Annotated in this window: 8 protein-coding genes and 1 pseudogene; 3 read left to right on the plus strand and 6 right to left on the minus strand. The window is 68.9% G+C overall.

Features of this window, described 5'->3' with window-relative positions:
- Positions 1-743: 743 nt before the first annotated feature.
- Positions 744-935 (plus strand): hypothetical protein, encoded by a 192-nt coding sequence (locus tag ACZ5XS_RS11765; protein ID WP_468650163.1) that lies wholly within the window; start codon positions 744-746, stop codon positions 933-935.
- Positions 936-1,082: 147 nt separating this feature from the next.
- Here the strand turns inward: ACZ5XS_RS11765 and ACZ5XS_RS11770 are convergent, their stop codons facing one another.
- Together ACZ5XS_RS11770 and ACZ5XS_RS11775 are read right to left on the minus strand one after the other, a co-directional pair.
- The gene (locus ACZ5XS_RS11770; RefSeq protein ID WP_468650165.1) at positions 1,083-1,481 is read right to left on the minus strand and encodes a type II toxin-antitoxin system VapC family toxin; all 399 of its coding nucleotides are present in this window, start codon (positions 1,479-1,481) and stop codon (positions 1,083-1,085) included.
- Entirely contained in the window at positions 1,478-1,756 is a 279-nt protein-coding gene (locus ACZ5XS_RS11775; RefSeq protein ID WP_468650167.1) for a hypothetical protein, read from the minus strand. Before ACZ5XS_RS11775 ends, ACZ5XS_RS11770 begins: the two co-directional genes overlap by 4 nt.
- An 86-nt stretch (positions 1,757-1,842) precedes the next feature.
- Between ACZ5XS_RS11775 and ACZ5XS_RS11780 the strand changes: the two are divergent.
- A pseudogene (locus ACZ5XS_RS11780) lies at positions 1,843-2,481 on the plus strand (phosphorothioated DNA-binding restriction endonuclease); the annotation flags it as partial.
- A 54-nt stretch (positions 2,482-2,535) separates the two neighbouring features.
- On the opposite strand, the gene ACZ5XS_RS11785 reads toward ACZ5XS_RS11780, so the two are convergent.
- The 4 genes from ACZ5XS_RS11785 to ACZ5XS_RS11800 all read right to left on the minus strand — a co-directional run bounded on the left by ACZ5XS_RS11785 (position 2,536) and on the right by ACZ5XS_RS11800 (position 4,337).
- Positions 2,536-2,979: a PIN domain-containing protein gene (locus tag ACZ5XS_RS11785; protein WP_468650169.1), complete on the minus strand. Its 444-nt coding sequence runs from the start codon at positions 2,977-2,979 to the stop codon at positions 2,536-2,538.
- The gene (locus ACZ5XS_RS11790) at positions 2,976-3,236 is read right to left on the minus strand and encodes a ribbon-helix-helix domain-containing protein (protein ID WP_468650171.1); all 261 of its coding nucleotides are present in this window, start codon (positions 3,234-3,236) and stop codon (positions 2,976-2,978) included. Before ACZ5XS_RS11790 ends, ACZ5XS_RS11785 begins: the two co-directional genes overlap by 4 nt.
- A 183-nt stretch (positions 3,237-3,419) precedes the next feature.
- Complete coding sequence (locus tag ACZ5XS_RS11795) at positions 3,420-3,716, minus strand: hypothetical protein (protein WP_468650173.1); 297 nt, start codon at positions 3,714-3,716, stop codon at positions 3,420-3,422.
- A 174-nt stretch (positions 3,717-3,890) separates the two neighbouring features.
- Positions 3,891-4,337, minus strand: a complete 447-nt coding sequence (locus ACZ5XS_RS11800; RefSeq protein ID WP_468650174.1) for a DUF7144 family membrane protein — start codon at positions 4,335-4,337, stop codon at positions 3,891-3,893.
- A 518-nt stretch (positions 4,338-4,855) separates the two neighbouring features.
- Between ACZ5XS_RS11800 and ACZ5XS_RS11805 the strand changes: the two genes are divergently transcribed.
- Complete coding sequence (locus ACZ5XS_RS11805; protein ID WP_468650176.1) at positions 4,856-5,629, plus strand: polysaccharide deacetylase family protein; 774 nt, start codon at positions 4,856-4,858, stop codon at positions 5,627-5,629.
- The last annotated feature ends 405 nt before the right edge of the window (positions 5,630-6,034 follow it).

Below are 6,034 nucleotides of genomic sequence, written 5' to 3' on the forward strand. Positions count from 1 at the left end.
CAACAACGGTGCCTTCCTGCGCTCCCCGGAGCTACGTCAGCGCACGTACGCCTAGGTCAGGAGCTACCCGGCTGCCCAAGCGCCGTCGTTTCCCAAGCTGAGAACCTTGTCCGCGACCCCGACATCCAGCAGCGCCTCGTCCGCCGAGCCCAGGAAGTCGAGGGAGTTCTTGTCGAAGACCCAGACCGTTCGGCCGTCGCGCTCGCGAGCCCGCCAACTCCGTCGTTGCCATGGAGCTCGCCGACCTGACCGGGGACGGGAAAACCGACTTGGCCGTCTTCGAAGAGGCTTTCCTCCGGCCTGCCGCTCGACGCGGCCGAACCGGGCCCGTCCTCCGCAGCCGGGCCCGAGTCCTGAGCTGATCGGTCCCCCACCGGAGCGCGACCATCTGACCTTCGGAGCCGCGGCCGTCTCAAGAACCAGCACCCAGAACCAGAGACACCGGGGAGAAGAAACATGCCAGGTCTGATCCGAGGGGTCGCGCACAGCCGCCGTCGCGGGAAAGCCCAAGGGTGCTCACCGACGCGGAGTTCGAGGAGCAGAAAAGCCGGACTCTCAGCTCCTGACCGTGCCCTCCGCCGAGGTGCTGCCCTTGGATGGCCCCGGACCTCAGTCGCTGTCCGCACTCATCACGCAGGCGGCGCCCGGGTGCTCACTCAACAGGACCGCGATGGACAGTCCGCCGAGCTCCGACGGGTAGCCCGCGAGGATGCGATCTGATTCCCCCATTGGACGGTGGAGTCATGAACCATCACCACCAGTCCCAGCCCACGATGGAGATCGACACTCGGCTCGTCACGACCGGTGCGGTGCTCACCGCGGCCGGTGCCGTGGTGGCCTGCGCCGGCATGGCCATCGCGGCCTCCGCCGTGTCCGCGGCAGGCCGGCGCATGATCCGCGACATGGACGTGCCCCGGCCCAGCAGGCGTCCATGAAGTGGCGGCAGGCCAAGGAGGCGTCCCGAGCCCGCATGCAGGCGTGGCAGTCAACCTCCGTCGCCCAGAGCTGATCGCCCGCCCGCCAGGTCCGACGAAGCCACTCCGGTCTCGATCGCCGCTGCCGGTTGGCGGGGGACACCGCGTTCAGACCTTCTCGGCCTGAAGGCGTGGGTGACCGACGGTGAGCAGTCCGACGTCTTCGACGTCGGAGGTCAGAATCGTCACCCGACCGGGATGCTGCAGCGCGGTCGCGCACAGCATGGCGTCAATGGCGTACTTGTGACCGTGGAGCCCGGCGGTCCGCAGCAGTGCAGCGGCAGAGTGCGCGACTGCCTGCGTGACCGGCTCCACGCGCAGCCGGGACAGCGTCCAATTCAACGCGGCCTCGTTGATCTTCGGATGAATGACCTCGACGAGCACCGCCGCCGACGTGACAACCGGCAAGTCCGCTTCCCGAGCTGCCATAAGCCACTCGTGGACCTCCCGGTCGCGCTGCACGGCCTTCGCCATGCCCTCACTGTCCAGCACCAGGCAACCGGTCACGCGGCCGCCCCGGCGCCCGTGGTACCGCCGGTGAGTCGGGTGCGCTTGGCCGCCACCGCCTCCGGATCGGCCGGGCCATGCACCTTGTCGAAATCGGCGATCAGCTCATCCAGGTTGTCCCGCTCGATCTGCCGCTGAGCCGCCTTCTCCAGGTACGCCGAGACGCCACGCTTGCCGACCCGCTCACGGATTGCCTGCAAGGTGCCGGTGGTCAAGGTGACGGAGATGCCACTGGTGGGGCCGTCACCGGGGGGGAAGTCAGCGTCGTCAGCCATGCCATCATTATGCCATTGAAAATGCTATTGCGGGCCGCCGACCGCTGCTCGCCCCATGGCCGGCAACATCACTACCATCACCGGCCATGGACTGGTTGGAGCGCATCGCGAAGCTCAGGCAGTGGACGAGAAGCGGGACACGCGCTCCGCACAAGCCGCTGTTGCTCCTGCACGCCCTCGGCCGGTTCCAGCAAGACCCCGACAGCGAGCTGCGGTACAGCGCTGTCGAGGAGGAGCTGCACCTCCAGCTGTCCGAGTACGGCCCTCCCAACAAGACGACGCCCGCCTACCCGTCCCCCACTCTGGTGAGCGACGGTGTGTGGGAAGTACGGACCGACCGCGGGCCCGGCAGTCCCGGGAGCGGAGTACGAGATCTCCGGGAAACAGGTGCCACCGGGCGGCTCGCCCCGGAACTCAGAACCGCCCTGCGGAGAGAACCGGAACTGCTGGGGCGGATCGCGCGGTTACTGCTCGATCTTCACTTTCCGCCATCCCTCCACGGTGAGTTGTGCGAAGCCGTCGGCCTGGAACCGGAACCTACGGAGACCGAGCAGCTTTCGACCGTGCGGAGGCAGCGGGACCGGCGCATGCGCGAACTGGTGCTGACCGCTTACGAGTACCGGTGCGCCTTCTGCGGCTAGGACGGCAGGATCGCCACGGTTCCGGTCGGACTGGAGGCAGCGCACGTGCGCTGGTGGGCGTTCGGAGGTCCTGACGACGTCGACGAGGAGGCACAACCTCCCTGCGGGAGCAGGTGCTTGGCCGCTGAGGAGACCGCGTCAGAGCGGAAGGTCGTCCGGGAGTACTCGGAACGCCTTGTGGCGGCCCAATGGTCGTACGGCCCGGAAGTGCCTTCGGTCGAGGGTGAGGATCGCGTCGGTGTCGTAGTCGGCCGCGAGCGCCACGTTCACCGCGTCGGCGAGGTCCAGGTCGAGCGCGCCGTAGCGGGCTCGGACGGACTGAGCGGCGCCCAGGTGGTCTTCCGTGATCTCCGGCATGACGACCCTGCCCCGGCTCATCCAGCGCCGCAGGTCGTCGACCGCGCTGACGGCGGCTGCGCGTCCCAACTCGCGCGTGGCCACGTGATCGAGTTCCGCCAGCAGGAGCGGGGACATGATCAGGAGACCGGCCGTCATGATCGCCTCGTTCGCCGCCCCGTGCTCCGGGTGCGTCGAGTCGAGAGCGGCCAGGAGGCCGGATGTATCCGCGATGACGATGATCACAAGGCAGTTCCGGAGTCCGTCTCGCGGCGCACCGCAGCAGCGACCGTGTCACGGACCTCAGCCTTGGACGGCGTGCGCCCCGATCCCTCGAACGTCCGCGAGAACAACGGTTCGTCCCAGACCCGGTTAGCCATCGCCGCGAGGTGAATCCCTTGACGGATGATCTCGGCCTCGCTTATGCCCCGCCGCTTTGCCGCCTCCTTGATGATCGCCAGGTCCTCGGGGTCGGCGTAGACGTTCGTGCGCTTCATGGACATGTACCAAGCCTAGTCCATGTACTGGATTGATGTACGAAGCGCCTTCGTCGCGCTGCCCGGGCTGCCGGGCTGCGTTGGTCGCGTCACCCGCCCCAGCCCGTCGGGGCCACGTCGTCCCCGGGACGGAGCGTGGACAACTCGTCCAAGCAGCGCCTCGGGCGAGGCCATGTGCGGGGCGGGCGCCTACTTGGTCGTGAGGCAGGCGCGTTCGATCGTCTGGAGCAGTGTGTTGCCCTTGCGGTCGGTCAGCTCGGCCCGCAGCGAGACGGAGCCGGCCTTCGCCGGGTGCGTCAGCGACAGGTGCGTGCCGCCGACGGCCTCGGTGGGGTGCCACGTGGTGCCTTCGTCGTACGAGACCTCGAAGGCGAGCCTTTCCGGTCGCTGTCCGGCGGCAGCTCCCTCGGTGCTGAAGGGCACCTCGTACCGCTTGCCCGCTTTCGCCGTGCTGGAGAGGGTCAGCGCCAGGGAGAAGCGGATCACCGACAGCGGCAGCGCGGTCGGCTCGTCCTCGGGGGACCTGCGGGTTCTCCGCCAGGAGGGGGCTTCTTCATGCGCCGAGGGTGGCCGTTCAGCGAGGGCGGCGCGTCAGACCAGTCGGGAGGCGAGGGGGCCGGTGGACGCCTGGTCAGGCCCCGCCCGGCGGGCAGGTCTGTGTCAGGTCACTCGGCCGTCGTCGGCTTCCCTGTGCATTCCGGTGCAGAGCGCCCAGACGATGAAGATGTTGATGGCGACCAGCGCCAGTGCCCACAGGGGGTAGTACGGCACCCACAGGAAGTTGGCCAACGCGCCCAACCCGGCCACGAACACACCGAAGAAGCGCGCCCACAGCGCTCCGGTGAGCACAGCACACCCCGCGAGGACGAGGACGATTCCCAGAACGAGGTGGACCCAGCCCCAGCCCGCCAGGCTGAACTCGAACACGTAGTGGCGTGTCGCGAGGAACAGGTCGTCCTCGGCGATGGCCGCGATTCCCTCGAAGAGCGCCATCGCTCCACCGAAGATCATCAACGCTGCCGCGAGGACGGTCGTCCCGGAGGTGCGCCCGTGCCAGGGGCGCGGGTAGTCGCCGGCCGATCCGGGTCGGGGGGCGGCACTGGCCATGTCGGCCTCCTTGGGTGGCAAGGCCATCCGGTCGGCCGATGCAGCCCGGAGTGGCTCGATCCCTGATCTCAGCGTGGCACGACAGCGCTTCGTCGGCATGCCGAGCCTGTGACGCCGATTCGGATGCTCGCTCCGAGCGAGCCGTAGCGAGCCGTAGCGAGCCGTAGCGGGCTCGGACGGACTGGGCGGCACCCGAGTGGTTCTCCGTGATCTCCGGCATCACGACACCGCCCCGGCTCATCCAACTCATCCAAGAGCGGCCGCGAGGCCGGATGTATCCGCGGTGACGACGATCATCCCGCAGTTCGGATGCCGTCTCGCGGCGGACCGCGTCGGCGACCGCGCCACGGCGGGTGCCGGCTGGGTGCCGGCTGTTGCTCGGTTGGTTGTCCGGGAACCACCCCGGGATTGTCCGTGATCGGTAACGGACGCATCCCGTGGTCGTCGTTGCTCGTCCTGCCAGTTGGTCGCAAGGCGATCAGGGAATCGGCGAGGAACTGCGTGGAAGCGGGGCGGACATGGCACGACACGGCGGCGGGCGGGGCTGGTACGGCAAGGTGCTCGGCGCGGCGTGCGGGGTGACGTTGCTCGCCGTCGGTGCCTCGATGTGGACCGCGCAGGCCGGCGTCGTGAGCGGCTCGTCGCCGGAAGCGACCGCGTCGGCCACGCCGGCCGCCGACGTCAAGCCGGTCGCGGTGGACATCGCGCACGCCTCGGACCAGGGGGCGCACGGCGTCAACCTCACCATCGACGACGGCCCCGACCCCGTGTGGACCCCTCAAGTGCTGGACGTGCTGCGAGAGTACGGGGTGAAGGCCACGTTCTGCATGGTGGGGACGCAGGCGCAGGCCCACCCGGACCTCGTGAAGAAGGTGGTCGCGGACGGGCACCGGCTGTGCGACCACTCGGTGTCGCACGACACGACCATGGACAAGAAGTCCGAGGCCTTCCAGTCGAAGCAGATCCTCGACGCCGAACGCATGATCACCGAGGCGTCCGGGGGCGTGCGACCGATGTACTACCGGGCGCCCGGCGGGGCGTTCACCCCCTACAGCCGCACGCTCGCCGCCTCTCGCGGCATGCGTCCGCTGGGCTGGAACGTGGACACCAAGGACTTCGAGCAGCCGGGTGCGGACGCCATCGTCGCCACCGTCGAGCGTGAGCTGCCCAACGGTCCGACGGTTCTCCTGCACGACGCGGGAGGCGACCGCTCCGAGACCGTCGAGGCCCTGCGTCGGCTCATCCCCCGGCTCGAGGAGCAGGGCTACTCCTTCGGCTTCCCGGTGCGCTGAGCCCGACCCTGGTCGATCACGGCGCGCGCGTACCACTGCCGTGCACGCCGACTCCGTTTCAGGCGGCCCCGTTAGGGGGCGGGTGACGGGCACGATGCTCTCCACCAGGTGATCTTCACCAGATGATCTCCACCAGGTGATGCAGCGCTGGCACCGTGCCTCCTCCCCCCGAGCTCACTTGTGGCTCCACGAGGCCTGCGTCGGGCGACTGCCGTCAGAACTCGTTTGTTCCCCCGCGCCTTGGTAACCCGCTCGACGGACAGGGGCGTTGTCGCCCTCCCTCTGCCGCTCCTTCGACGTGGCCGTCCGCTTAAGGGGTCCTTTCACTATGAGCGTCCGATCAGGTCGCGTGGTCTGGTGCCGTGCATCGCAAGGCGCCGGAGCGGCCGCGATGGGGGTCCCCCC

This window comes from Streptomyces sp. NPDC033131, assembly GCF_055578365.1.